Raw genomic sequence first — 24281 nt, forward strand, 5'->3', positions numbered from 1 at the left:
CGGTCATTGCGACCGGCTGATTTTATTTAACCGCGGAAGAAGATATCGCCTGATTTACCCATGACGATTTTGCCGGTGTCATTGGTAATAAGAATGTAGTTGGCGTTGATATAGGCCCAGTGGGTATTTGCCTGCGGGGCGGGCAGATTACGCTTTTGCCACTCGGTGATGGTGTACGTTTTATCGGTGTACTTCTCTGGCACGATGTCACCGATTTTGTACTCTTTGTAGTCGATGATGATGGTGCTGAGTTCGTAATTAGGGCGTGCGCCGTTGGACGGTGCCGGAGAAGTCGGCGTCGTCGGCGTAATGCCATCATTAGATTGTGAGCTGGTCTGCGGCTGGTTTTGCGCGGCACCGGTGTCCGGCTGAGCGCTGCCCGTATCAGGCGTAGCGGGCTGGGCACCCGGGTTTGCAGGCTGAATCTGCGGTGGTGGCGGAACGCTATCCGTTGCTTCGCCAGCAGCCTGTACAGCGGGGATCAGGCTCAGTGAGCCAACCAGTAATCCCATTGATAAAAGTACACGTTGAGTCCTGCGCATAATGATTTCCACGTTGAATTTTGACAGTCAGGCTAAAATTTATCGCACTTCAGTTCCGGTACGCTAATGCTATGTGTAAGGCAAAACAGCGCGATTCACTTTACTGCGCACAGCTCAGGTAACGGATCACTGTACGACCACTTTATCCTGAGTTGCCAGATCGACCAACAACGCAATGCCTAAATAGTTGCTCCAGTTAAAGCCGTTCTGCAGCACCACAATCGCATTGCCATGACGTTTATCGTAGCCGATAAAACTGGCATAGCCGCCAATATAGCCCACCTGATAAGTGATCTGCTGTCCTTCAATGGTGTCGGTGACCCAAGCGATATTCTGCGCCTGCGCGCCCTGCTGATACCACGGCCGGTTCACCGCCGCAAAAGCCCGACCCTGCGCCGTATCATCGGTGGCATTGAGGTGCGCGCGCAGATAGGCACTCAGATCGCGCGCATTGCTATAAAGACTGGCCGCGGCCACCATGTTGCCGTGAAAATGCCAGTCAGGCGTCAGCGTGCCACGGCGGATAAATTTTGGCTGATCGCCTGCATGGCCCAGCGCACGCAGCGGATAGCCTGGCAGCGTTTCCGGGACAAAACTGCTTTGACTCATCTTTAGCGGGGTAAAGATAAGCTGTGACGCCAGCGTCTGAATCTCCTGATGAAAACGGGTGCGTATGATAAAACCGAGCAGCGCATAGCCGAGATTGGAGTAGTGTGGCATGCGTACCGCAGGTGCAGAGAAGTCCGCCAGATAAGTCAGCAGTCTGTCACTGTCGAGATTGCCATAGAAATTCTCGCCAGTGCCCAGATAACCCACGAACTGCAACAGCATCGGCAGGTCCATATCCTGACGCGGCAGGCCTGAGGTATGCGTCACCAGTTGCAGCAGGGTGATGCGCTGCGCATCAGCACTAAGATGAACCTCTTTCGGTAGCAGGTCGGCCAGCGTGTCACTCCAGCGCAGCTTACCCTGTTCAACCAGCTGGATAATCACTTCAGCCGTCACGCCTTTACTCAGCGAGCCCAGCGCAAACAGGGTATCGGGCGTGATCGGATAGCGATGCGCCCCATCAGTAACGCCGAAAGGATAATAGCGGGTCGGGCCGCCGCGATGAATCACCGCAATGCTGATGCCGGGAACCTGCTTCTGCTGCATGTAGTGCTGCACGATGTCATCGACATTTTCGTGAAAGGTGGCGTGCGTCAGATAAACGCGGTCGCCTAACGGCGCGGAGGTTTGCGACAGGGTTCCGCAGCCCGCCAGCAGGAAGATCATGACTGGCATAAATCGCATTATGACTCTGCCGATCCAATGGCTGCTATCGGCCAGCCGTGCGAGGTATACAGCTAAAGCCTGGCTGACGGAAAATCCATTTTTCATTTAATAATCATCAGGTTAATTTTATTTACTACGCAGCAGCCTCTCTGTAGCGCAAAAATGTACCACAAAGTGCAGCAGGCTATCGCCTGCATAATGGGGTCAAAATGGTGTTAAACGCGGTTTAACCTCATGCCAGCGCCGGACAGGGTTAGCTGTGTTGAACGCCCACAAGGGTGTACACTGCTGCGGTTTTAAGGCTCAACGCCGCGCTGAAATTTTCACATGCCCGGGAGGCAACCGCATGAAAGAAGGCCCACTGTCCGAGAAAGAGCTGCAATGGCTGGAAGATATGCTGGAAAAATATGGCAGCGAAGCGTCGATTATTGATGTCTCCGAGCTGGATGGTCTGCTGACTGCCGTTCTCTCCGGCCCCACTACCGTTGAACCCAGCCAGTGGCTGGTGGCCCTTTGGGGCGGCGAGAAGCAGATTCCAAAATGGAGCAACGAGCGTGAAATGACGCGCTTTATGTCGCTGTGCTTCCAGCATATGAATGATGTGGCTGATCGTTTATCTGAGTTCCCGGAGCAGTTTGAACCGCTGTTTGGCATCCGCGAGATGGAAGGTCTGGAATTTACCGTGGTGGAAGAGTGGTGCTTCGGTTACATGCGCGGTGTCGCGCTGACCGACTGGTCTGCCCTGCCTGCGGATCTGCAGCCTGCGCTGGACGCTATCGCTCTGCACGGCGTGGAAGAGAATCTCGAAAAGATCGACGCCATGACGCCAGACGAAATGGAAGCCAGCATTGAGGCGATCCGCCCTGCCGCCCTGGCGCTGCACGATCACTGGATCTCTCAGCCGGAAGCGATTCCCGTGCCTCAGAAACCGGTCGCGGCAGAGAAACTGCCTGGCCGCAACGATCCCTGCCCGTGCGGCAGCGGCAAAAAATATAAGCAGTGCTGTCTCCATTGATTGACTGCTTAGCCTCACGATCTGCCGGGCGGCTATTTGGCCCGGCATGCTTCTCTCACGATCCACGACAGTTTGACCTGCATCACTCTACCCATCCCCTTACCTGAATAGACTGCTCACGACTTGAACAGCTTCACGCTTATCGCTAAGGTAAGCGCGATTTTACCCGTCAGGAATAACCATGATCACCATCACGCTGATTGACGATCACCTCATCGTCCGCTCCGGCTTTGCCCAGCTGCTGAGCCTGGAATCTGATTTCCAGGTGGTGGCGGAATTTGGTTCTGGCCGTGAGGCACTGGCAGGTTTACCGGGCTGTGGCGTTCAGGTCTGTATTTGCGATATTTCGATGCCAGATCTCTCCGGGCTGGCGCTGCTGAGCAAGCTGCCGGCGGGCCTGGCCACCATCATGCTTTCAGTCCATGACAGTCCGGCTCTGGTGGAACAGGCACTTAATGCCGGTGCGCGCGGATTTCTCTCTAAACGCTGTCGTCCCGATGAGCTGATCGCGGCGGTGCGCACGGTCTCCACAGGCGGCTGTTATCTGACGCCAGAGATTGCGATCAAGCTGGCCGCTGGTCGGCAGGACCCGCTTACCCGACGTGAACGTCAGGTGGCAGAAAAACTCTCACAGGGCATGGCGGTTAAGGAAATTGCCGTTGAGCTGGCGCTGTCACCGAAAACCGTACATGTTCATCGCGCGAATCTGATGGAGAAGCTCGGCGTCAGCAATGATGTGGAGCTGGCGCGCCGCATGTTTGATGGCTGGCAATGAGTCCTTTTGTTTCGCGGCTGATCTCCGTTGTCGCCAGCTTTTTTATCTTTTCGGCGGCCTGGTTCTGCCTGTGGAGTATCAGCCTGCATCTGGTGGAACGCCCGGAACTGGCGGTGCTGCTATTCCCGTTTGGCCTGCGTCTGGGGCTGATGCTGCAATGTCCACGCGCTTACTGGCCGGTGCTGCTGGCAGCTGAGTGGATCATGCTGGTCTGGCTGGCGAAGGTGGTCGCGCTGGCGCATCTGCCGCTGTTAATGGCGGGCAGTGTACTGACGCTGCTGCCAGTGGCGCTGATCTCCCATTACCGCCATCAGCGTGACTGGCGCACGCTGCTGAGCCAGGGTGCGGCACTGATCGCCGCGGCGCTGCTGCAATCTCTGGCGTGGGCGGGACAGCAGGAGATGCTGAACGCCCTGCTACTGACGCTCACCGGTGGTCTGACGCTGGCCCCGACCTGCCTGGTCATCTGGCACTATCTCACCAGCACCCGCTGGCAGCCGCTGGGGCCGTCGCTGGTCTCACACCCGGTCAACTGGCGCGCCCGGCATCTTATCTGGTATCTGCTGCTGTTTGTCATCAGTCTCTGGTTGCAGCTTGGCCTGCCCGCTGAACTGTCGCGCTTTACGCCATTCTGTCTGGCGCTGCCGATTATTGCTCTGGCCTGGCACTACGGCTGGCAGGGTGCGCTGATCGCGACGCTGATGAATGCAATCGCGCTGATCGCCAGCCAGACCTGGCACGATCATCCGGTCGATCTTCTCCTCTCACTACTGGCCCAAAGTCTGACCGGACTGCTGCTGGGTGCGGGTATCCAGCGGCTGCGCGAGTTGAATCAGTCGCTGCAGAGCGAGCTGGCGCGCAACCGGCTGCTGGCGGAACGGCTGGTCGAAACAGAAGAGAACGTACGCCAGGAGGTGGCGCGCGAACTGCACGATGATATCGGTCAGACGATTACGGCAATCCGCACCCAGGCGGGCATTGTGCAGCGCCTTGCGCCGGATAATGGCCGGGTGATCCAGAGCGGCGTCCATATTGAGCAGCTCTCACTCGGTGTCTACGATTCAGTGCGGCGACTGCTGGGACGTCTGCGACCCCGCCAGTTAGATGACCTGTCACTTGAACAGGCAGTCCGCTCCCTGATGCGTGAGATGGAGCTGGAGGATTGCGGCATCGTCAGTCACCTTGAGTGGCGTATTGATGAGACGCTGCTGAGCGAAGCGCAGCGCGTCACGCTGTTTCGCGTCTGTCAGGAGGGGCTGAACAACATTGTAAAACACGCCAGCGCCAGCGCCGTGATGCTGAAAGGCTGGCAACAGGATTGTCGCGTTTTGCTGGTGATTGAAGATGATGGCTGCGGTCTGCCGCCAGGTTCCGGTCAGCAAAGCTTTGGTCTGGTCGGGATGCGCGAACGCGTGAGTGCGCTGGGCGGCTCCCTGACGATCTCCTGCACCCATGGAACCCGCGTCAGCGTGCATCTGCCGCTGCGTTCGGCCTGAGGAATCACCGTGTTTAACTTCCTGAAAACGCCCGCTAACGCCGCCCCGCTGCAGGACAAAGGTGAGATTGATAGCCGCTATCGCTACTGGCGACGGCACATCATGTCAACCATCTGGATCGGCTATGCCCTGTTCTACTTTACCCGCAAAAGCTTCAACGCGGCAGCACCTGAAGTGATCGCCAGCGGTGTGATGATGCGAACCGATATCGGCCTGCTGGCGACGCTGTTTTACATCACTTATGGCCTGTCGAAGTTCTTCTCCGGTATCGTCAGTGACCGCTCCAATGCCCGCTATTTTATGGGACTGGGGCTGATCGCTACCGGCGTGGTCAATATCCTGTTTGGCTTCTCCACCTCGCTATGGGCTTTTGCGCTGCTGTGGACCATCAACGCCTTTTTCCAGGGCTGGGGCGCGCCGGTCTGCGCGCGCCTGCTGACCAACTGGTATTCGCGTAACGAGCGCGGCGGCTGGTGGGCATTATGGAACACCGCGCACAACGTTGGCGGTGCGGTTATCCCGATCGTTATCGGCGCGGTGGCACTGCACTATGGCTGGCGAACCGGGATGATGATTGCGGGCAGTTTAGCGATACTCGCCGGACTGTTTCTCTGCTGGCGTCTGCGCGACCGGCCTCAGACTGTCGGCCTGCCCACTGTAGGCGACTGGCGACAGGATGAGATGGAGATGGCGCAGCAGCAGGAAGGCGCAGGTCTGAGTCGCAAAGCGATCCTGACCCGCTACGTGCTTTTCAATCCCTATATCTGGCTGCTGTCATTGTGTTACGTGCTGGTCTATGTGGTTCGCGCCGCGCTCAATGACTGGGGGAATCTTTACATCTCCGACACGCTGGGGGTGGATCTGGTGACGGCCAACTCGGTAGTCACCCTGTTTGAGCTGGGCGGTGTGATAGGCGCGCTGGTCGCGGGATGGGGCTCGGACAAGCTGTTTAATGGCAACCGTGGCCCCATGAACCTGATTTTTGCAGCCGGGATTTTGCTTTCCGTCGGCTCACTGTGGCTGATGCCCTTTACCAGTTACGTGATGCAGGCCGCCTGCTTTTTTACTACCGGTTTCTTCGTCTTCGGCCCGCAGATGCTGATCGGCATGGCGGCTGCCGAGTGTTCGCATAAAGAGGCGGCGGGCGCGGCAACCGGCTTCGTCGGTCTTTTCGCCTATCTCGGCGCGTCACTCTCCGGCTGGCCGCTGGCGTGGGTAATCGACGTCTGGCACTGGAGCGGCTTCTTTGCGGTGATTGCCACGGCGGCGGGGATATCCGCCCTGCTGCTGTTGCCGTTTTTAAATGCTCAGGCGCCGAGATCCCTGCCTGAAGCGTGATACGCCTCTCCTTTTTGCCCCAGGTGGGGCAAAACTAAGAAATTTTCCTGGTTTCGCCTGGATGCTGTCTCAGGCCAGTCTGGCGGCAAGTTTTTACAATGCCAGCCATTAGCTGCCCATTGCAGCTATTCCAACCAGGAGAATCCCCTTACATGCTGGCATTCCTCAAACAGGTGCGCAGACCAACGCTGGATCTGCCAATCGAACTGCGGCGAAAGATGTGGTTCAAGCCGTTTATGCAATCCTATCTGGTGGTCTTTATCGGCTACCTGACCATGTATCTAATCCGCAAAAACTTCAATATCGCGCAGAACGATATGATCACCACCTACGGACTGAGCATGACGCAGCTGGGGATGATCGGTCTGGGTTTCTCCATCACCTATGGCGTCGGGAAAACCCTGGTTTCTTATTATGCTGACGGCAAAAACACCAAGCAGTTCCTGCCGTTTATGCTGATTCTTTCGGCCATCTGTATGCTGGGTTTCAGCGCCAGCATGGGCACAGGTTCCGTCAGCCTGTTCCTGATGATCGCCTTTTATGCTTTAAGCGGATTCTTCCAGAGTACCGGCGGCTCCTGTAGCTACTCCACCATCACGAAGTGGACGCCGCGCCGCAAGCGTGGCACCTATCTGGGGATGTGGAATATCTCCCACAACCTCGGCGGTGCCGGTGCGGCAGGCGTGGCGCTGTTTGGTGCCAATGTGCTGTTCAACGGCCATGTGATTGGGATGTTTATCTTCCCGTCTATTATCGCGCTGATTGTTGGTTTTATCGGCCTGCGCTACGGCAGCGATTCCCCGGAGTCTTATGGCCTGGGCAAGGCCGAAGAGCTGTTTGACGAAGAGCTAAGCGATGAGGATAAAGAAGCTGAAGATGAGTCGATGACCAAATGGCAGATCTTTGTCGAGTACGTACTGAAGAACAAGGTGATCTGGCTGCTCTGCTTCGCAAACATCTTCCTCTATGTGGTGCGCATCGGGATCGATCAGTGGTCAACGGTTTACGCCTTCCAGGAGCTGAAGCTCTCTAAAGAGGTGGCGATTCAGGGCTTTACCCTGTTTGAAGTGGGTGCACTGGTGGGTACGCTGATGTGGGGCTGGCTATCCGATCTGGCCAATGGCCGTCGTGCGCTGGTGGCCTGCGTCGCACTGGCGTTGATTATCGCCACGCTCGGGATCTATCAGCATGCCAGCAACCAGTATGTCTATCTGGCCTCGCTGTTCGCACTGGGCTTTCTGGTCTTTGGCCCACAGTTGTTAATCGGCGTTGCCGCGGTCGGCTTTGTGCCGAAAAAAGCGATTGGCGCAGCGGATGGGATCAAAGGCACTTTCGCTTACCTGATTGGTGACAGCTTTGCTAAGTTAGGTCTTGGGATGATCGCTGACGGCACACCGATATTTGGCCTGACCGGCTGGGCTGGCACGTTCGCCGCACTGGATATCGCCGCTATCGCCTGTATCTGCCTGATGGCGTTGGTTGCGGTGATGGAAGAACGCAAGATTCGCCGCGAGAAACGACTACAGCGTTTGAAGATGGTGTAAAGATAAAACTTGGCCCGGCGTAAGCCGGGCTTTCCCGCCAGGTTCTGCCCTCAGCAATTGATGTAGCCCCACCAATCTGATCACTGCCAGTCAGCCCGGAAACCCTCCCATCCCCTTTCACATATTCTTTCACCTCGTCCCCGATTATTTCGAAAATTCCCTGTCAGGTGGTCAGTCTGACCACCAGGTTGTGGCCATGTTTTAATATTTACATGGCTGAGGGCCTTTGTTTAGATGATAACTGACACCTCGAATAAAAAATTAAGCGGAACCTGATGATGATGAAGGCGCTGACTGAGCGGCAACTGACGATTATGCGACAGCTTATTTCTCATAACAGTTACGTGAGCCTGCAATTTATTTCTGAAAAAACAGCCATCACCAGCCGAACCTTACGCCGCGACATCGCTGACATTAATGAAAAACTGGCTGACTTGGGGATCAATATCAGCGGAAAAAGTGGGAGAGGGATCACAATTAAATTCTCTGATGCCCAGGCAGAAATAGCTGCGCGCCGGATTTTTTCAACCGAGATAGATGATTTCAGCAGCAACTTCAGAATGCTAAAAATAGCATCTGATTTATTAATGCTTTCACCAAAAAGTTCATCCATTAGCGAACTTGCGGATAAATACTTTATCAGCCGTGCGTCGATAGTGAATGATTTAAAAACACTGGAAGTCTGGTTGCATCAGTTTAATTTAACGTTATTGAAAAGTCGCGTCGGCACCAGTATTAAAGGCAGTGACCAGAATATTCGCATGGCGATGAAAGCGCTGGTATTAAAATCGATTTATAACCGTCAGGACATGATGGAAAGCCGCCTGGATGAAAGCACGCTGCAGGAGCTTTCAGAGAAATTTGGTCAGCAGGCTGTCCATTTTACCCTGCAACTCATCAATTTTATTGAACAGCAACTGCACTATACGATTAGCGATCCTTACTACATTAATTTGTTTACTCATATTCTGGTGCTGATTCACCGCAGTCACTCGCCGATGCCCAGGACCGACGCGCGCGCCGTGACCATGAGCCGGGTCAGCGATCATCACGCCTGGCAGGTTTCGCTGGCGGTGGTAGAGCGTATCGAGACCGCCTGTAACACGGTGCTGGTGGCTGAGGAGTCTCACTCTATCTATCAATATCTTGTTTCTTCCGGTAAAGCGGGCGGTGAGGTACCACTGCAGGATGAGTCACTGATTTCGGAACGTGAAACCCGCTTTGCGCAGGAGTTGATTAGCCGGGTGGCGCAGCGCATCAACATTGAAATCACGACCGACCAGAACCTGCAGGCGTCCTTGTCCTCGCATATCAAGCCGATGCTGAACCGTCTGAGATATCACATCCGGATTAAAAATCCGCTGCTGCATGATATCCAGACCGAACTGGGAACGGTGTTTACCGCCGTCAAAGCGGTGATCAACCAGCTGACGCAGGAGTACAGCCTGGATGAAATCAGTGACGATGAGGTGGCGTACCTGACGGTGCATATTCAGGCGGCCATTGAAAACAGCATCAAAGTTAAGCGGGTACTGCTGGTCTGCTCCAGCGGTCTGGGCACGTCGCAGCTGCTTTACGGGAGGATTATCCGCGCCTTTCCCGACTGGAAGATCATCGACATCGTACCTGGAAAAAATATCGCGGACTCCCTGAAACGCCATGAGTGTGATGTGGTGATCTCCACCATCCGGCTGGAGCCGCTGGAAAAACCGGTGGTTTATGTTTCAGCCCTGTTTTCGGCGAAAGATATCGCAAGAGTCACAGAGTGTCTGGTATCGAATTCAATTAATTAATAATGGAGAAGTAACATGACAACAGCCGTGGCGATTAATGAAGTGCTGAAAGAAGAGTGCATTATTCTCGATGTCGATTGCCAGACGAAAGAGCAGATTATTTCTCAGTTGACTGACCTGCTCTGCCAGACCGGCGCGGTCACTGATAAAGCAGCATTCCTAAAGGATGTTTATCTGCGTGAAGAATTGGGCTCTACCGGATTTGAAAATCATATTGCGATTCCGCACGGTAAATCTGCTGCCGTAGCCAAAACCCGGATTGCCGTGGGCCGTTTACGCCGCGATATTCCATGGGAAACCATTGACGGCACCAGTGTTCGTTTAGTGATTCTTTTCGCGGTAAAAGAGTCTGATAAAGATGTCGGCCATATCAAAATGCTCGCCAGAATATCCATTGCGCTGGGCGATGAAGATGTCGTTGAACAGTTACTGACTGTCCCGCATCGTAAAGAGATGTTTCATTTGCTGTTATCCCGCTCGGGAGCCTGAATAAACCGGAGAGTGTAATGAGATAAAAAGCTTAAGGAGGTATTCCAGGTTGTAGCCATTCCTTCAGACCGAAAAACATAAATATAAAATTTTCACTGGAGAACGTTTATGAACATTATTGCCATTACCGCCTGTCCTACAGGTGTCGCCCACACCTACCTGGCCGAAAGTAATTTGAAAAAAGCGGCTAAAAAACTGGGCCTGAATGTATTAGTTGAAACCCAGGGCGCGATTGAAAGTGAATATATTTTCAGCGACGACGATATTCATCGGGCCGACGTGGTGTTAATTGCCGCGGATAAGAAAGTAGAGATGGCGCGCTTCCAGCACAAAAACGTGATTGAGGTGCCCGTCACCCGAGCCGCAAAAGATGCCGAAGGCCTGTTAAACGCCATCGTGAACGGTGAGCTGGCTCCCCGCCTGGTGGATTCAGCATCGCAGACGAATGCGTCTGAACCGGCTAACAGTGCCCGTGAAACGTCAGGTTCCCGCTCCTGGATGTCTGAGATTTATGTGCATCTGATCACCGGTGTAAACCTGATGATTCCGTTTGTCGTGGCGGGCGGCATTCTGATCGCCCTGAGCTTTTCATTCGGGATTACCGCGGCCACACCAGGGGACGCGAATTTCAGCCCGATAGCGAAGATGCTCTCTGATATCGGCGGCGGTTCGGCCTTTGCCCTGATGCTGCCGATTCTGGCACTGGGGATCAGCCAGTCGATCAGCGGCAAAGCGGGCATCGTGGCGGGTGCCGTGGGCGGGATGATGGCGATCCACACCGGCTCCGGATTCCTGGGCGCACTGATTGCGGGATTCCTGGCCGGATACATCACGCTGTTGATCAATAACCATATTCACCTGCCTAAAGCCGTCGCCGGCCTGAAACCGATTTTGATTGTGCCGCTGCTGAGTGTGCTGCTGACCGGTGCACTGATGGCGCTGTTGATTGGTGAGCCGATTAAAATGCTGCTCGGCTGGCTGACCGCCTTCCTGAGTTCTCTGGGTAACGCTAACGCCGCCCTCCTCGGTCTGCTGTTCGGCATGATGGTGGCCTTCGATATGGGCGGCCCGCTGAACAAAACCGTCTGTATGTTTGCGATTGGCCTGATGTCGAGCGGCATCTATGGACCGATTGCCGCCTGTATGGCGGCGGGCATGGTGCCGCCGCTGGGCATCGCGCTGGCAACCACCCTCTTCCGCCGCAAATTCACAGAGCAGGAGCGTGAAACCGGCAAAGTCACTTACATCCTCGGCCTGTCGTTTATTACCGAAGGCGCGATCCCCTATGCGGTCGCCGATCCGTTGCACGTCATCCCGGCCATTGTGGCGGGTTCCGGCCTCGCAGGCGCCCTGTCGATGATGCTGGGTTGCGCTTCCCGCGCCCCGCACGGCGGCATTTTCGTCATCTTCATTCCTAACGTGATCAGCCATGTCATGGCTTATCTGTTTGCGATCGCTGCAGGCAGTCTGCTGACAGCGCTGATCCTGCTGTTTCTGAAAAAAGATATCTCCGTTCCTGAACAACAAGGATAAAACCTATGCTTTACAACATGAAAGACTTGCTCAGCGTTGCACAACAGCATCAGTTTGGTGTCGGTGCATTCAACATCGCCAGCGCGGAATTTGGACGGGTGGCGGTTGAGACTGCCGAGAGACTCGATTCACCGCTGATTCTGGAGATCCATCCTGAGGAAATGGCCTTCACCGGCCCGGAGTTTATCGGTTATCTGCGGACGCTGGCGATTCAGGCGCGGGTGCCGGTGGTGATCCATCTGGACCATGGCCGCTCGCTGGAAGAGGTGATGAAAGCGATCTACGCCGGTTTTACCTCTGTAATGATTGACGCCTCGTCTCACCCTTTTGAGCAGAACATTGCGCTGACGAAGAAGATTGTCGAGATAGCGCACACGATTAATGTCTCCGTGGAAGCGGAGCTGGGCACCATCGGTGTGGCGGAAGGCAGCGGTGAAGGCGGCAGTAACGAGATTCTCTATACCGATCCGCAGCAGGCCGAGACCTTTGTGCGCGAGACCGGCACCGATACGCTGGCCGTCGCCATCGGCACCTCGCATGGCCTCTATCCCAAAGGGAAGCAGCCGAAGCTGGATATCGAGCGCCTGCAGCAGATCCGTAAGGTGGTGGATATCCCGCTGGTGCTGCATGGCGGGTCAGGCAACAAAGACAGCGAGGTCGCGGAATCCATTCTTTATGGCGTCGGTAAAATCAATATCTCCAGCGATATGAAGAAGGCCTTCTTCGTGGCGCTGGAACAGGAACTGAAACAGGGCGGACACGAGCCTAATTCACTCTTCGTTAAACCGATGCAGGCGGCAGGTGAAGTGGTCGCAGCGAAGATGGCGCTGTTTAGTTCGGTGGGGAAAGCGGCGCTGTATCGGTAAGCCAGTCGCCAATGACTAGTGGAACACGGCTGCGATTCAAAGAGACACTGAGGATTCGGTGTCTCTTTTGCTGCTATCACAACACTCAGCGCTCTGTGCGGCTGACTAAAATTCAGGGGCGTTTAGCGAGACGACCTGTTCAGCCACGGACGGTAATAAATGTGTTCAGCCTGGAAATCGACCGCGCCTTTATTACCGGTGAGACGCTGAGCCAGCGTTAATGCAAAATCGAAGGCGACACCCAGCCCCCGGCCACTGAGCAGATTGCCATCCTCCACCACATCCTCCATTACATACTCGCCATCTTTGACGTCCAGCCCCAGCTCGCCTGAACAGGTATAGCGACGGCCTTTCAGAAGGTTATTGCCACCCAGCACCCGGGCGGCGGCAGAGCAGATAGGGGCAATCAACATGCCGGCGTCATCATGTCGCTGAATTAAAGCAGTAACAGCAGAGCTGGCGGCCAGATTCTTAGAACCCTCAGGCCCGCCTGGCATGATCAGCGCATCGAATAAATGTGCGTCCGCTAATTCTTCAATCAGCGTATCTGCTTTAATGACGGCACCGTGGTAGCTGACGATCTCGCGCTGAGGCTGACAGGCAACGGTGGTGACTTTGATGCCAAGCCGGCTGAGGATATCGAGAGTAATAAACGCTTCTGCTTCTTCAAATCCTGTGGCCAGGAGTAATGCTGCATTTTTGGACATATTGCCTCCGATGATTTTCAATAAATGAAACACTGTTTCATTTTAGTGGCATTCTACCAGAAGTTTTCCGCTGTCGATGACTCTGTTTAAAAAAGGGAGGGTTTACAGCGTGTGCATGACAGGATGCCACTGGCAGCGCGCGGGGCCGCTGGTCTTTATTCATGCGTGAGCCATGAGCTGGTTTTTCTGCGCGGGTGATCTCGTCCTCTTCAGCCGGGTTCATGCTATCAGAGGGCTTAATTACAGCAGTGCGGTTGGGTTGGTTGAAGGTTCAGGGTGATGAAGATTGGTTACTCCCTGACTGAAACGTCAGCCGGCGGCGCTGAAAGAATAGCGCAGCGTTTATCCAGTAGCGACTCAACGGACGCCCGATTGCCCTTATCCCAGCCGCGCCGGGTGGTTAGCAGGATAAATCCTTTTTCTCCCGAGAACGTCGTCGGGATAAGCGCCACGCCAGACTCCGCCAGCTGTGGCGGCGACAGATGAAAATGGCGTGCCACGGAGGAGACAGGATAGATCCCCATCGCCGTGGGCTGCATAACGCGTCGGGCATAGTAGGTGTGATTCAGCAAACGGTCGGGCAAGGGTCGCCAGTCATCACCAATATAGGGCCTCTCGGCCTGAAGCTGGCGATAGACATCCTCCCGCAGGCAGGTCAGATGAATATGCAGTTGATTCTGGCTGCGGCCATAAGCGGAGTTCAGCGCCATACCGAGCCGCTCCTCAGGCACTTCAGCACCATAGGCCGCCATCAGACGATAACGCATTAACCAGGCGTAACCGAAATAATCGGGACGTCCGGGGCGCGTCAGCGCAATACTCTCAATGCCGGACATCGCCACTGTGGGCACCAGAATAAAGTGCAGCTTGTGGCGGGGATTCTGGATGATGCTGTAGCCCTGTGTGGCGTCCTGCGGAAGATAGACTTGCTGGCAGGGAGCCGGATCGCGACGGTAGTGATAGTTATTCATGCAGAGATTATGCGTGACCGTCCATAGCGCGTCAGAGCGGGCGCATCCTGTCAGCAGCAGCGCGATGACCAGCGGCAGAGACCGGCATCGCCATAACCATTTCCCGTTTAGTGGATTCCGTCCGCTCAGGAGACTCAATGCAGGTATAACCTCATCAGCAAGGGTTTGTATTAGGGAAGTGTTTAGCTGAATGGCAAATCAGCATTCAGAAAGAGATGCACTCACCTTTTGCTTCAAAAGCTTCAGGAATTCTGCAGGCGTCGTTTCCCATAAATCTGTAGAAAATTCCGCGCCATAGCAGCTTTCGAAATCCTGCTCCAGATTGTCAGTCTCCCTCATAAATTGTTCAATATCACCTATCAAGCCATGCCGGGAGGCGGGAGTAGAATCTGCAATCCATGCGTTGATTTGAGCATCTACACTTTCACCACTACCGAACAGGTCATAATCCTGTCCAAAATAGATGGCGATAAGGCTATCCAGTCCGGCTATGTTAATGTTTTTCAAAGTCGTAACCTCGGCGACTCAATTATTCAGAACCTTGGTCAGCTCAACCTCACGGGTTATGGGATTAAAGTATAGATAGAACTGATCCCCATCCAACTGATCAGGCCTTGCCCATATTTCCTTCTCACCCAGACTGCGCTTTTGCTTCGCGTATCCCAGCTTTTCGAGATAAGCGCGCAGCGATGCAGTATCTGCAGCTCCTTTAAATACGATGCTATTTGTAGGAGAATAACCGTCACCAGGGTGCGACTCGAAATAGAACTCGTCCGTTATACGTGGTGCTTTTTCGATATCTGAGTCTGTCAGTGTATGGTATTTAAAAAAATCGTGTTGTGTGTAAACAGTCGCCTCATTTGAGCACGCGGCAACAAACCAGACAAACAGACCGCCACAAATAAGCACGGTAGCAACCATAAGCGCGGACCACTTAAACAGGTTTTTCATTGCTTCGTCCCCATGAATGAGAGTGATGTCCCATCATTGGTAACGACCTTAACAATTCCAGATGTGAAATCGTTCCACGGCCTGAGCCAGGTCATAAAATGCGGAAGATATACTTTATACGGCTGATGTCGCAGGCATTTATCATCCGGGTCGGGAAAAAGAATCGGACGGAATCCATGATTTTTATGGGAACCGATAGCCCCATAGTAGTCCCAGCGCCGAACAGCTGAATCATAGCTGACTGGCTTGAGACGATAGCCATATCGGCCCGGTATGATAGCCCGATAAAAACCAAACAGATCGGAAACCAAATCCTCACCACTGAAACCGCTGTCTGTATACCATGAGAATGAACGCAGACTTTGCAGGCTTTCGAATCTGGATGCGGTGTTCATCATCATCGCCAGCATGATTCTGTTAATCTCATCGGTGTCCCGGCCTCGCTTGATTTCCCAGTGAGAAAACTTCCCGACGCCAAACCGCGATTTGAACTTAAAAACGCCCATATCCTGCCGGTACATGACTGGATAAGATGGCTTGCTGCTACGCTCACCTTCAGCGAACTGACGCCTCAACGCAGCCACGTCATTGCCACGGGCATGGCCCATATCAATCCAGCCCAACACCTCGGTGTAAACTATGCCTCTGTCGAGTACGTCAAAGGATGCCCCATCCTTAATTTCTCTTCGGGTGCTCATACTTACATCTCCTTATGTAGTTTGCTCGTGAATGGTATAGATGATTTTTCAGACAGTCCAGCCGGGAAGCTGTTTCATTAGCCTGCTTACCATTGATTAATATTCCAGGTGTGCTGCATGCCGGTTTGGGCAACAAAGCGGGCGCTCCGCCTTCTTATTCTTTGTGATAAGAGAAATCAGCTGTGACTAGATGCGAAACTGACTTAGCAGATTGAACCTCATAGGCGAAATAGTATCGTTCTCCCGTTGTGAATTTAAATCCGAACACAGGAAGGCACTCACCTTTTGGAACATAAACAGGCTTGTCATCAAAAACCCTGTGAAAGGATTCACTTTTATCGCTGTTGATTTGAATGGCAGTGATACTTTCTTGTGGCTCCAGTGGCGACACTACACAAACTCGATTGTCTTTGAGAAACGCCGTTGTAGATACGCGCCCCACCATTCGATCGCCAGGCCCAGGACATCCCGTTAAGAGAAATACGACACCCAGCAATATTTTGTTTTTCATGTTCAACGCTCCTTCCCTGTTACGACTTTATGGCAATGCGAGGGGCAAAAAACTACTTCACTTATTATAAAATTCGTTTTTTTTATTCATCTTCTTCTCAATCACTCTGACTATGATCTGATAACCGTTGAGGGTTACCACTGTTCTGATGACTATTAGCGTAACCCCCACAAACCTTCAATATCGCGTTGATTGTATAGCTTTGCTAACGCTGTCCAAAAATTCTGCTCTCCCTCTGTAGATTGATCTGATGGCTTTACCAGAAGGAAAGTTATTACGAGCAAGGTGACGGCGATAAGGATTCCATCCCTTGCCGGGACACGTTTCGCTTCCATTTAACACCAACTCAATTGTGCAAAAGACATTAGCCCGTTACGTAATTTTACCTGTGAGGTATAGAGTAATGTCTGCCGAATAGCCATGAAATCAGTTCGGTGTTGTAAAGTGATCCAGCATAAAGACACGCCGAGCGGCGCCGCGAAAATGCAGCCTGAAATTCCCTCGCTCTACATTATTCACCTTGATATTTAACCGCTCCCGATGTGATCTCGGGAGCGGCTTTCCATTCAAACGACTTTCTGTTTACCGGATATAACCTGAATAAACTCCTGAACCTGCTTTTGTTTCCGCGCCGACAGCTTGCATACCTGGCGCAGCGACTGCACTAGTTCGCTCTCCTGCCGGGCAGTGAGCACAATACAGCCTTCCATTACCTTTACCTCTACGGCTGTGCCAGTGACAAAGCCGGCTGCTTCCAGCCATTGTCCTTTCATAGTGATGGCGGGAATCCGGCTGTAATCCGGATAGCGGCTCGCGTAGCCAACCGTCAGCTGGCGGTTATTTGAAGGCGAGACTTCTGGTTCAGAGAGTTGTGCAATAGAATGGGCGTCAGTCATGATTACTATTCCTTTTCAATAGTGATTGTGATTAGCGGCGCGGGTGTGTTGGCGCACATCCGCACCGCGCTAAATACCTGTATATATCATCAGTAAAGCGACAAAAAGTCCAGCTGAAAGCAGCGTGAAATAATCTGTTTATAAAATCATTTGAATATAAATATTAATATTTATCTGGCGGTAAATAATAAGGCACGCACCGGCAAGGCGCGCAATAAAATAATAATCAGGATTTTTTATGTGTTGTTTTTTTAACTATTCAGACTGTACGTTCGGATTTAATTTTTTCCAGTAATGCGGCAGCGCTGTTTTCTCCGCTGATTAATTCAGGGTTTACTGCCGCCACTGCACTGTGAGTTCCCCCTGGAATGCTTTCGCCAGGATTAGTTGTCGGGTTTATTGACGGACTGATAGTCGCGGCTTACGGCGATTCGGCGCAAACCATGGGTCCAGGTACCACGCCAGGCTTATCATTTGATCTGGCTTGATAGTGAAGGGACTGATGTGGCTGGCGGAGCAGATTTTTCTTGTACCAGAGTATGTGTCTAAAGCAGCGGCGGCAGGGATTCGGCTGACAGTATCGATTACGGGCGGATCTATCAAAAAACACACGTGATGCAATCATTCCCAGCCTGACTGAAACAAACTGTTCAGGATTTGCCTGCAGGCTATCAATAACTTTCGCTGGCAACATTTATGCTGTGAGAGACACTGTACATTGACTTTTCACTCCCCAGATAGTTTACTTTTTTTATTATAGTTACACCCTGAGTAAATCTATGCCATCAAAAATAAACTGGCTATTGCAAAACACCTCTCCAGGAAGCCTGGTTTTGCAATCCTGGCTAACCCGGAACAACATATCGCCTTCTCTGGCCTATAAATACGCGCAAAGTGGCTGGCTGAAAAAACTGCGGGCTGGCGTTTATGCGCGCGCAGGACGAGAACCGGACTGGAGTGATGCGCTATGGAGTCTTCAAAGCCAGCTTGACGCGCCAGTGCATCTGGCCGGACTGAGCAGCCTCTCCTGGCAGGGCCGTTCCCATTACCTGCAACTTAAGCAGAGTCAATGCTGGCTTAGCGTTGAAAACAAAACAATATTGCCTAAATGGTTTAAAGAATTTCCCGGCGTTGAGTGGCTGATAGTATCAGCTCTGAAGCTTCCTCAACTGGATGAGAAGTTCCGAACCGAGCTCGACGTTAAAGGAAAAAAATTAACTGCCAGCGTACCAGAGCTGGCAGCCTATGAGCTGTTAAGCGCAGTCCCTCAGGTAATCTCATTCGAGCACGCTGCCGAGCTTTTTCAGGGACTGGTCAATCTCAATCCACGTAAAGTCGAGAAGCTACTTACGCTCAGTCAGTCCGTACAAACAAAGCGATTGTATCTGTTTTTCGCCAGTTTTTATGATCATGCCTGGTTCAGGCGCGTAGATACCAGCAAAATCGACCTGGGATCGGGTAACCGACAAGTTGTTGTCAATGGCAAGCTGGACACGCAGTACATGATTACTGTGCCCGAAAATTTTAACAGGAAGGGAATAAGCCATGGATAAAACCTCCCCCTACTACCGCCAGGTCTCCCTGCTGGTTAGAGCATTACCCTATGTCGCTAACGAGACCTGTTTTGCGCTGAAAGGGGGAACCGCAATCAACTTATTCATTCGCGATTTTCCCCGATTGTCCGTTGATATCGATCTGGCTTATATCCCACTGGAAAGCAGAGAGGTCGCCTTACGCGCCCGTACTGAGACTGTTTGAAATCACCGCGCAGTAGGTCAGCGACAGACCAGATAAAGGCAGCCGTTTGCGAAAAATTAGTGTTAGTCATGAAATCCTCGGGGAGATCGCGGCCGTAGTGCAAATGTACAGCGGCATAAATTCAATATTGGAATGCAGTGCGCAAAATCATACCTGCTACAGTGACTATCGCAACCGGTATGGGACTAAGAAATGAATACTGCGAGTGAGAAACAGTTGATGAGAGCGATGGGTGTGTCAGGTTAATGTCCATCTACATTCAATGAGACTAATAAACACTAGATGCCAGGCAAAAAGCCGTCCTTAGGCGACTTAATCATGCATCTTAACCGCTATCGAAACTAAGTTTTGGCGGGAATGTAGGTTTTCTTGAGAGGCACCAGCAATTTAGTGTCAATATCAACTTGCTCATAGTTTTCGATAAGCGCTCTAACAAGGTCATCCAGCGTCCAAAGCGTCAGCGGTATCGTTGAACGATCGGCTTCATATCGAGCGTCCTTAGTGAAACCACCTGTACTGACATAAAGCCCACGGTCGTCTTTATGACGGCCGCCAATAAAGCTACGGATTTGCTGACTTCCCATCTGTTCTCTGCGGTGTTTTACCTCAACGATAATACGCGGATTTTCAAAGCCAAATCCATCAGGAGAAGCGATGATGTCTTTACCCCGATCGGCTCCAGCAGGAGACACCTGAGTTTTATATCCCATGCTGCGTAAGACGCCGGCAACAAGGTCCTGCATCTCATCCCAGTCAAGTGAGTTGATGCGATCTTTAATACCCTCAAATGCAAGCATTTCCATATCACGAAGCGGATCTGAAACAACTTCATCCTCATCCATTCGAACTGGATTATGAGTAATAACGTCTACTGTGGGTTTCTTATCCTGTAAAAGCTCTACTAACGCATACTCTGGAAGCTGGAAAACTGTCAGCGTAGAGCCTAGTGTATTTTTGGTCGAAACAGACAAACGATCGCGGTCGATTTCTTCAGTATTCCATTTAACCTGCCGAGCAATCCCCATCCCCTCTTCTACCCATTCAGGATGATATTGGAAGTCGGAAGTAACTTTGCCTAACAGATAAGTACGATTGGCTGGCGAATAGGTAACAACCCAATCACCCTTTTTGATTTCATTCACAAAACGCCAGACCTGTGATGCACCAGAACGGGCACTTCCCAGCTTCGTTAAGGGATCTACTTTCTGGTATAGGGCGAGTAACTGGGATCGGGACAGACCAGGTTTGACCAAAGGAGCCAGTTGCGACCAACCAATACCTATGATTTGTTTATCGCGAAAATCGTCATAAAGTTTGCCGCCATCGCCACGAATCATCCACATTCTGTTACCCATATCTGTCCCTTATGCGAAAAAGAAATTTAGCTGAATAATAATCTTGTTAGCTGCAGGCGCCAAAGCGCACTACAGCGGATACCCAGACATCCAAGAATAATTATTTTAGATGATTCATCCCAGGCTATCTGTAATAACATTTTGTTCGAGAAATGTGTAAGTTGTCACGTTAGGATAAGGGCAAACAAAACGAATATTATCGTCAAAAATGTCACTATAGAAGTAAAAACCCATTATATCACTTTCGAGTAAAATCTCTCTCATGACCATTAAAGGAAAAATTTTTGTTACGATTATATTTTCATTAGCCGCTAAATCACCATGTGCAAGATATAACTCCCCAGATATCATAGGATCAGAAGTTTTGAATTGCGTAGTTTTACTCGGATTAATTCCCAACCCTTTAAGAACCTCAACCTCATTCACAAACCCACTTCCATCGAACTTTGCTTGAATTGGTTTTATAAGAGTGGTCATTTCAAAAAACGCTCTACATTCTAGCTGCATACGATTAACTAAACGCTCAACAACCTCTTTCGTTGAATTTACAGCTATAGCAGACGGTAACCCTCTATGAGAAATGTCATTTCTTAGTTCAGTGGCTTCGCGGAGAATGTTTACGATCTCGTCACTACATATCAAACTGACATTACCATCACTTAGATCAAATGTATTTTTATAATCGTTAATTCGATTATGACCAAATGCCATTGTAATATTCGGCAATTTTTTTGCTTTTTGCAAAAGTATTCTTTTGACGGTTTCCTGTGCCCAAAAATGAATGAAACAAAATACAACCCAAGATATTCAAAAAATTTAATATAAGCCTCACATCGTTCCCTATTATTAAATTTTGACTCTGCTAACTCCCACAGAATGGCTAAAGGGGTTGGCAACATTGCTGAGAATTCTTGTTCATATCTATGCGCAACATTTTGATACGGTAGTAATTGTTCTTGTGCTGAGTTGAAATCTGAAAAAACAGACTTTTTAAGTAAAGAGACTCGAGCTAGCACAGCCTCACACTCATTCCAAAATTCTATTAACCCTGATTGATTACCTACAGGTGGAAGTGAGAACCTCGCATTTAGCCATGCTGGCATTGATATATTTCTTGAGAATGTATATGTGGACTTGAAATTATTCCTAAGCCAGTCCACACCTTCTTCATGTTGTAAAAATATATTATAAAAATCAGTAAGAAGAGTTTCACTCTGGAAATCAAAGCGAGCTGGATTGAGTGCTATTCTCTTTTCACTTAAGGAAGAAAACTCATTTATTCTTCCAGTTGCATGATCCAATACATAAAGCCCAGAATTATTTATTTTCACTATTTCTTTTAGACGAACCGATTTTCCTTGAAGAAGCTTATCTCTATAGTGCTTTCGTTGGAAATAGGAATCAAAGTTGATCTCATACCCAACCACCCCGACATTATTATCTTTATTATCTTTCTTTTCAGCATTAATCCAAGAATCAGCCACCAATGGCAGCACTTCTGTTTTGAAGTAGTTTTCAGTCAGTTTGCTGGTGGATACTGAAGGATTCAGCGGAACGTTTTCGTTATCGCGCAGCTCACTGTCCTGCTCAAACTCAACAACCTTGCCTTTGTACTCAAACGTCCCGTACAGTGGCTGAGCGGCTTCATTCAGCACCTGCTTCACCACCGGTTCGGCATCCGGATTTTTAGTGGTGATTGCACCGATAAACTGCTTATGCTCTTTCGCATCCAGCTTCACGCCAGCGGTTTTAATGGCATCTTCCAGGGTCAGCTTGAACTGGTTGAAGTCATTGCTCACGCGCGTTTTACCGCCCGCCTGCAACCCCAGCGTCGTCTGAATCTGCTGTGTCTTTTCCATTAACTCACGCTGTGAAAGCCAGAGTTTGCTGTTAAGCAGGTCTTTAACCTGTTTCTCTTTCAGCTCAGCAAATTCAGCTTTGATGACGGCGCGCGCTTCGGATTCCAGTTCGGAGAAATACCCGTAGGAACTCTCCTGCCACTGGGAGGCGAATTCTTCATACAGGCGTTCCATCGGTGCGTTAAACGGCTTCGGTGCAAAGCGCAAAGAAGCAATCGCTTCATCTGACACCTGTGCAGATAACCGAAGCGGACGTTCAATGGTCAGGCGACGATAGCCAAAGTCAGTGGTGTTCAAGCTTTTGCTGGCGAAGGTCTTCGGCGCTTCGGTTTTGGCAGTGACGGGCTGACGGCCAAGGCTGGATTTTTGCTCGGCAACATTTTCCAAACCAAGCTCTTCCAGAGTTGAAACATCCACCACCTTAAATTTACCGAAGGTCTGGGTGACCAGCTTGATATCGTCTTCGCCCATCAGGTTGCGCTTGGAACCCAGCGATTTACGCATCTTGCCGCACAGATTAGTGCCATCAATCAGCTGCACTTTGCCTTTACGCTCAGGCGCTTTCTTGTTGGAGAGGATCCAGACGTAAGTGGCAATGCCGGTGTTGTAGAACATGTCCGTTGGCAGCGCGACGATGCCTTCCAGCAAGTCGGCTTCCAGAATGTAGCGTCGGATTTCACTCTCGCCGCTGCCCGCACCACCGGTAAACAGTGGGGAAGCGTTGAGGATAATCCCGATTCGCCCGCCGTTGCTCACGGTGCCATCCACATTGTGGTTGTCACGCATTTTGCTGATCAGGTGCATCAGGAATAACAGCGAGCCGTCGGAAACACGTGGCAGGCCCGGGCCAAAGCGGCCATTAAAGCCTTTCTGCATGTGTTCGTCGTTAATCTCGCCCTCAATCTTTTTCCAGTCCACGCCAAGCGGCGGGTTGCAAAGCATGTAGTCGAACTGATCATGTGGCAGCTGGTCGTTAGAGAGGGTGTTGCCCAGCTTAATACGGCTGACGTCCCGGCCTTTGATCAGCATATCGGCTTTACAGATAGCGTAGGATTCCGGGTTCAGCTCCTGACCAAAGGCACGCATGACCGCGTTAGGGTTCAGCTTGTGAACATATTCCATCCCCGCAGAAAGGAAGCCGCCTGTTCCGGCCGTCGGATCATAAATGGTGCGGATGATACCGTCCTGCGTCAGCGCATCATCATCTTCCATAAACACCAGCGAGGTGGTCAGGCGCACGATATCGCGAGAGGTGAAGTGCTCACCGGCGGTCTCATTGGAGCTTTCCGCAAAACGACGGATAAGCTCTTCAAACACCAGCCCCATTTCATGGTTGGGAATCGCTTTCGGACTAAGGTCCGTCTTGGCGAATTTCTTCACAACCTTAAACAGCAGGTTGGCATCTTCAAGCAGGCCGATAAACTCACTGAATTTGAAGTGTTCGAAGATCTCACGCGCGTCTGATGAAAACGCCTGTACGTAGCTTTCCAAATTGGTTTTGATGTCGTGCTGATCCATCTTGCCCAGATCAATCTTCGAGGTGTTGAAGAAGGAAAATGTGCTGGTGCGCAGCAGAAACTTCTCTTTCGCATCTTCCGGCAGCGGACTGGTTTTTAATTCATCATATTTCGCCACAACCGCGTCTTTGGTCTCTGCTAATACACACTCAAGACGGCGCAACAGCGTAAAGGGCAGGATCACACGCCCATACTGCGACTGTTTAAAATCACCGCGCAGCAGATCAGCAACCGACCAGATAAACGCAGCCGTTTGTGAAAAATTTTTGTCAGACATTGGAATTCCGGAAAAACGTTGAATACGCTACCTGCCGTATGCGGTTGACAGCCTGTTGAACCAGCAAACGGGAGATGCAACAAATGAGATGGGAAAATCATACAGCGCATATACG

General features: G+C 51.5%; 21 protein-coding genes and 3 pseudogenes. 11 read left to right on the forward strand and 13 right to left on the reverse strand.

Going from position 1 to position 24281, the window contains the following annotated elements:
- Window positions 1-26: 26 nt before the first annotated feature.
- Both EE896_RS16540 and EE896_RS16545 read right to left on the reverse strand, forming a co-directional pair.
- The gene (locus EE896_RS16540; protein ID WP_008925514.1) at window positions 27-542 is read right to left on the reverse strand and encodes an RcnB family protein; all 516 of its coding nucleotides are present in this window, start codon (window positions 540-542) and stop codon (window positions 27-29) included.
- Window positions 543-668: 126 nt separating this feature from the next.
- Window positions 669-1922, reverse strand: a complete 1254-nt coding sequence (locus tag EE896_RS16545) for a serine hydrolase domain-containing protein (protein WP_140916167.1) — start codon at window positions 1920-1922, stop codon at window positions 669-671.
- Between the two features lie 241 nt (window positions 1923-2163).
- On the opposite strand from EE896_RS16545, the gene EE896_RS16550 reads away from it, so the two are divergent.
- From EE896_RS16550 to EE896_RS16590, 9 genes are all read left to right on the forward strand, one after another.
- The gene (locus EE896_RS16550; protein WP_003850904.1) at window positions 2164-2832 is read left to right on the forward strand and encodes a YecA/YgfB family protein; all 669 of its coding nucleotides are present in this window, start codon (window positions 2164-2166) and stop codon (window positions 2830-2832) included.
- A 181-nt stretch (window positions 2833-3013) separates the two neighbouring features.
- Complete coding sequence (uhpA, locus tag EE896_RS16555) at window positions 3014-3607, forward strand: response regulator transcription factor UhpA (RefSeq protein ID WP_140916166.1); 594 nt, start codon at window positions 3014-3016, stop codon at window positions 3605-3607.
- Window positions 3604-5103, forward strand: coding sequence for a signal transduction histidine-protein kinase/phosphatase UhpB (gene uhpB / locus EE896_RS16560; RefSeq protein WP_140916165.1), 1500 nt, complete (start codon window positions 3604-3606; stop codon window positions 5101-5103). Before uhpA ends, uhpB begins: the two co-directional genes overlap by 4 nt.
- A gap of 9 nt (window positions 5104-5112) precedes the next feature.
- The gene (gene uhpC, locus EE896_RS16565) at window positions 5113-6441 is read left to right on the forward strand and encodes an MFS transporter (protein ID WP_003850910.1); all 1329 of its coding nucleotides are present in this window, start codon (window positions 5113-5115) and stop codon (window positions 6439-6441) included.
- A gap of 152 nt (window positions 6442-6593) precedes the next feature.
- Window positions 6594-7985 carry a hexose-6-phosphate:phosphate antiporter gene (gene uhpT, locus EE896_RS16570; RefSeq protein WP_105099526.1) on the forward strand — a complete coding sequence of 464 codons (1392 nt, stop codon included), beginning with the start codon at window positions 6594-6596 and terminating at the stop codon, window positions 7983-7985.
- Window positions 7986-8299: 314 nt separating this feature from the next.
- A complete protein-coding gene (locus EE896_RS16575; RefSeq protein ID WP_238343241.1) occupies window positions 8300-9778 on the forward strand; it encodes a BglG family transcription antiterminator in 1479 nt (492 codons plus the stop codon).
- Window positions 9779-9793: 15 nt separating this feature from the next.
- Entirely contained in the window at window positions 9794-10267 is a 474-nt protein-coding gene (locus EE896_RS16580; RefSeq protein ID WP_140916164.1) for a PTS sugar transporter subunit IIA, read from the forward strand.
- A gap of 108 nt (window positions 10268-10375) precedes the next feature.
- Complete coding sequence (locus EE896_RS16585) at window positions 10376-11800, forward strand: PTS fructose transporter subunit IIC (protein ID WP_140916163.1); 1425 nt, start codon at window positions 10376-10378, stop codon at window positions 11798-11800.
- A 5-nt stretch (window positions 11801-11805) separates the two neighbouring features.
- Window positions 11806-12666, forward strand: coding sequence for a ketose-bisphosphate aldolase (locus EE896_RS16590; protein WP_078804788.1), 861 nt, complete (start codon window positions 11806-11808; stop codon window positions 12664-12666).
- A gap of 122 nt (window positions 12667-12788) precedes the next feature.
- Here EE896_RS16590 and EE896_RS16595 read toward each other — a convergent pair whose 3' ends face one another.
- The 8 genes and pseudogenes from EE896_RS16595 to EE896_RS16630 form a co-directional block, all read right to left on the reverse strand.
- Window positions 12789-13373, reverse strand: a complete 585-nt coding sequence (locus EE896_RS16595; protein ID WP_140916162.1) for a DJ-1/PfpI family protein — start codon at window positions 13371-13373, stop codon at window positions 12789-12791.
- Window positions 13374-13663: 290 nt separating this feature from the next.
- Window positions 13664-14482 carry a CDP-diacylglycerol diphosphatase gene (locus EE896_RS16600; protein ID WP_238343226.1) on the reverse strand — a complete coding sequence of 273 codons (819 nt, stop codon included), beginning with the start codon at window positions 14480-14482 and terminating at the stop codon, window positions 13664-13666.
- A 60-nt stretch (window positions 14483-14542) separates the two neighbouring features.
- Entirely contained in the window at window positions 14543-14851 is a 309-nt protein-coding gene (locus EE896_RS16605) for a contact-dependent growth inhibition system immunity protein (RefSeq protein WP_003850923.1), read from the reverse strand.
- An 18-nt stretch (window positions 14852-14869) separates the two neighbouring features.
- Entirely contained in the window at window positions 14870-15295 is a 426-nt protein-coding gene (locus EE896_RS16610; RefSeq protein WP_039658869.1) for a hypothetical protein, read from the reverse strand.
- Window positions 15292-15993 (reverse strand): hypothetical protein, encoded by a 702-nt coding sequence (locus EE896_RS16615; RefSeq protein ID WP_039658871.1) that lies wholly within the window; start codon window positions 15991-15993, stop codon window positions 15292-15294. Before EE896_RS16615 ends, EE896_RS16610 begins: the two co-directional genes overlap by 4 nt.
- Window positions 15994-16147: 154 nt before the next feature.
- Window positions 16148-16504: a putative T6SS immunity periplasmic lipoprotein gene (locus EE896_RS16620; RefSeq protein WP_110411681.1), complete on the reverse strand. Its 357-nt coding sequence runs from the start codon at window positions 16502-16504 to the stop codon at window positions 16148-16150.
- A 566-nt stretch (window positions 16505-17070) separates the two neighbouring features.
- Window positions 17071-17400: an endoribonuclease SymE gene (gene symE / locus EE896_RS16625; protein ID WP_078804792.1), complete on the reverse strand. Its 330-nt coding sequence runs from the start codon at window positions 17398-17400 to the stop codon at window positions 17071-17073.
- A 259-nt stretch (window positions 17401-17659) separates the two neighbouring features.
- A pseudogene (locus EE896_RS16630) lies at window positions 17660-17790 on the reverse strand (restriction endonuclease subunit S); the annotation flags it as partial.
- A gap of 389 nt (window positions 17791-18179) precedes the next feature.
- Here EE896_RS16630 and EE896_RS16635 point away from each other — a divergent pair.
- Together EE896_RS16635 and EE896_RS16640 are read left to right on the forward strand one after the other, a co-directional pair.
- Window positions 18180-18953, forward strand: a complete 774-nt coding sequence (locus tag EE896_RS16635; protein WP_110411682.1) for a type IV toxin-antitoxin system AbiEi family antitoxin — start codon at window positions 18180-18182, stop codon at window positions 18951-18953.
- Window positions 18946-19134, forward strand: a pseudogene (locus EE896_RS16640) (nucleotidyl transferase AbiEii/AbiGii toxin family protein); the annotation flags it as partial. The gene EE896_RS16635 and the pseudogene EE896_RS16640, both read left to right, overlap by 8 nt.
- Window positions 19135-19499: 365 nt before the next feature.
- Here the strand turns inward: EE896_RS16640 and EE896_RS16645 are convergent.
- From EE896_RS16645 to EE896_RS16655, 3 genes and pseudogenes are all read right to left on the reverse strand, one after another.
- Window positions 19500-20513 (reverse strand): restriction endonuclease, encoded by a 1014-nt coding sequence (locus tag EE896_RS16645; protein WP_140916161.1) that lies wholly within the window; start codon window positions 20511-20513, stop codon window positions 19500-19502.
- Window positions 20514-20627: 114 nt separating this feature from the next.
- On the reverse strand, window positions 20628-21224 hold the full coding sequence (locus tag EE896_RS16650) for a hypothetical protein (RefSeq protein WP_140916160.1): 597 nt from the start codon (window positions 21222-21224) through the stop codon (window positions 20628-20630).
- 680 nt (window positions 21225-21904) lie between these two features.
- Window positions 21905-24166, reverse strand: a pseudogene (locus tag EE896_RS16655) (type I restriction-modification system subunit M); the annotation flags it as partial.
- Window positions 24167-24281: the final 115 nt, after the last annotated feature.

The sequence above is a fragment of the Pantoea eucalypti genome (genome assembly GCF_009646115.1).
Lineage (GTDB): Bacteria > Pseudomonadota > Gammaproteobacteria > Enterobacterales > Enterobacteriaceae > Pantoea > Pantoea eucalypti.